Consider the following 2949-nt stretch of genomic DNA (forward strand, 5'->3'; position numbering starts at 1 on the left):
TATCGGACAATGAAGTTAACAACATCTCCAATTCGGTAAAACCGATGGGATTAAGTTCATCGGCGGGAGTTGGCAAGCCTTTGCAATAAGTTATCGTCGTCATAGCTATTCGTTACCCGATTTCTTACCAATTAAGTCAACAATATCGATAAGACGATGACCACCAGCGATACTAATACTATAAGATTGTATTTTACCATTGAGTTCCCATCGGTGCAAAGTGCAAGACCGTGGCACCTAGTCGAGTGGCTGCTTCTTGGGGGGTTAAACTAGACATTGCTTGACTATATCATAGAAAATGTCTAGTTATGTCACTAATTGTCTAGATATTTACGGACTGTTAGTTAACCCTTATGTGGTAAATTGGCGGGCATTTGCCTGGATACATGACAATGGCAAATGACCGATGAAGCCCTTGCTCCCATCCTAACCAACCACCTGAATTGGTCCGCTGGTACTAGCACTGAAAAATTGTCGTACCAGAGGATTATCGGTTGTATCAATCTCGCCGATAGGACCTTGCCACTGTACCTTGCCTTTGTAGAGAAACACAACTCGGTCAGCGGTACGGCGAATTGTACTATCTTGGTGAGTGACCATTACATAAGTCTTACATCCGCCTTCAACACATTGAAGTTGACGGACTAAATCCTCAATTACAGTAGAGGCGATGGGATCAAGTCCAGCCGTGGGTTCGTCATAGAGTAAAATTTCCGGGTTGTCTTGGGGATTATCCGGGTTCGTCATAATCGCCCGGGCAAAACTCACTCGCCGACGCATCCCGCCTGAGAGTTCTGCCGGATACTGATCAGCAATTCCGGGTAACCCCACCATCTCTAGCTTCTCATCTACTAATTCCCGAATGCGCTCCTCAGACAGTTTAGAATGCTGGTAAAGAAAAAATCCCACATTTTCACGGATACTGAGGGAGTCAAACAGAGCGGATTGTTGGAACACCATACCGATGCCAATTGGGTCTTTGGCATCTTCAATTAAACCCGAACGCTTTTGTCCTTGCACATAGATTTCACCCTCATCCAGGGGCATTAAACCCGCCATCATGCGTAGAATCGTAGACTTACCCGTCCCAGAGGGTCCAATGATACCTAAGGCTTCGCCCTGATAAATCGTCAGATCAACCTGATCCAGGATGACGTTACCCCCAAAGGACTTGGAGACTCCCTTTAGTTCAATCAGTGGTTCTTTCATAAGGGATTAGTGCTTCAGCGCATGAATTGGGACGGACAAAGCCGTTTCAATTTTACCTGTAGCCCCCCCGTGGAAACTCCCCCTATACGTGTGTAGGGGCACCATCCTTGCGCCCTTGAGACAATTAGCGATCGCTTCGTCTTCCCCTGCGAAATCTCAAAACCTACACCATAGCGTAAGCCTGGTGTAGGTCGTTCACAAATCCCCCAAAGACCCCTTAACGAGAAGCACTCGCTGCCATGGCTGAATCTGCTTCTGGTTCCGTCTCCACCCCAAATACACGACCGAAGGCTTTTTGTACCTTATAGCCTGAGTCAATCGACTCCAAGGGGTCTTTCCGCAAGCGGTGACGTAAGCACAACGTAATCACCCGGCGAATATCATCCACTGTGACTTCCGTGCGCCCTTCAAAAGCAGCCAGGGCTTTGGCAGCACGGTTAGTTACAATATCCCCTCGCAATCCATCGACATCCAATTCTGAGCAAATCTCAGAAATATTCACCCGCATGTCATAGTCCATTTCAACTTGGGGCAGTTGCGCCTGGGCGGTGACGATTTGCTGCTGCAATGTCTCTTGGACTTCCTGGTGTTCTTTGATGTAATCCAAGGGATTTTTGTCAAACGCGGCGCGTTCCTCCACAATTTTTACCCGCAGCGTTGGCTCTTTGACCGTGCGGATTTCCGCGTGCATGCCGAAACGATCCAGGAGTTGCGGACGCAGTTCTCCTTCTTCCGGGTTGCCAGAACCCACCAACACAAAACGAGCCGGATGGCGAATGGAAATGCCTTCTCGTTCGACGGTATTCCAACCACTAGCCGCCGAGTCTAATAGCACATCAACGAGGTGATCGTCAAGTAGATTCACTTCATCGACATAGAGGATACCGCGATTCGCTTTAGCTAACAGTCCGGGTTCAAAGGCTTTCACCCCTTCGGCTAATGCTTTTTCAATATCAATCGTGCCGCACACTCGGTCTTCGGTTGCGCCCAAGGGCAAATCAACCATCGGCACTTTTTTCTTTGCGGTTGGAGCAGATTGTCCTCCTCCATTACTATTCATCCAGTCCGGGTCGTTGGGATCGCTATTGAAGGGATCGTCGGCAACCACTTCAATTTCTGGCAACAAGTCAGCCAACGCCCGAATGGTGGTGGACTTACCCGTACCGCGATCGCCCATAATCATTACTCCACCAATTTTGGGGTCAATGACATTCAGCAGGAGAGCCAGCTTCATTTCTTCTTGACCTACGATGGCGGTAAACGGAAAAACGACGCGACGAGCAGTCTTAGGGGCTTGGGCAGTCAGACTCACTTTGATTACCTGATAACCGATAAATCACGCCTTTTATTGTGCCACATCGGTGGAATGTCTGGGAGCAGGGGAAGCAGGGGGAGCAGGGGGAGCAGGGGAAGATGGGGAAGATGGGGGAGATAGGGGAGATAGGGGAGATAGGGGAGATAGGGGAGATGGGGGAGATGGGGGAGATGGGGGAGATAGGGAGGTTAACTCAAAACTCTACCTTCCCTGTTCCCTGTGACACACCGAGCGAAGCCGAGGTGTTCCCTGCTTCCTAACAAATGACAAATGACAAATGACAAATGACAAATGACAAAATCTGTCCCTATTCCAGTAAAGATGCGGTTAACAATGAATAGACCTGACCATCAATCAAAAGGCGGGTAATGCCTTTAGCTTGTAAATAAGAACAGGTTTTCTGCAACATTTTCCCATCAGGCACT

Annotated in this window: 3 protein-coding genes and 1 pseudogene; 1 reads left to right on the plus strand and 3 read right to left on the minus strand. The window is 48.7% G+C overall.

The features are described from left to right. Nucleotides 1-108: 108 nt before the first annotated feature. The 3 genes and pseudogenes from RIG66_RS33780 to bchI all read right to left on the minus strand — a co-directional run. A pseudogene (locus tag RIG66_RS33780) lies at nt 109-277 on the minus strand (IS607 family transposase); the annotation flags it as partial. A 149-nt stretch (nt 278-426) separates the two neighbouring features. After that, the gene (locus RIG66_RS33785) at nt 427-1209 is read right to left on the minus strand and encodes an ABC transporter ATP-binding protein (protein ID WP_446384489.1); all 783 of its coding nucleotides are present in this window, start codon (nt 1207-1209) and stop codon (nt 427-429) included. A 217-nt stretch (nt 1210-1426) separates the two neighbouring features. Beyond that, nucleotides 1427-2521, minus strand: a complete 1095-nt coding sequence (gene bchI, locus RIG66_RS33790) for a magnesium chelatase ATPase subunit I (protein WP_446384491.1) — start codon at nt 2519-2521, stop codon at nt 1427-1429. 49 nt (nt 2522-2570) lie between these two features. On the opposite strand from bchI, the gene RIG66_RS33795 reads away from it, so the two are divergent. Beyond that, nucleotides 2571-2747 (plus strand): hypothetical protein, encoded by a 177-nt coding sequence (locus RIG66_RS33795; RefSeq protein ID WP_446384493.1) that lies wholly within the window; start codon nt 2571-2573, stop codon nt 2745-2747. Nucleotides 2748-2949: the final 202 nt, after the last annotated feature.

Origin of the sequence: Coleofasciculus sp. E2-BRE-01 (genome assembly GCF_040221695.1) — a bacterium.
Taxonomy (GTDB): Bacteria; Cyanobacteriota; Cyanobacteriia; order Cyanobacteriales; family Coleofasciculaceae; genus Coleofasciculus.

Bases quoted from the DNA above. Each gene is read 5' to 3' on its own strand.
- RIG66_RS33785 (WP_446384489.1), bottom strand. From the start codon at position 1,209: ATGAAAGAACCACTGATTGAACTAAAGGGAGTCTCCAAGTCCTTTGGG.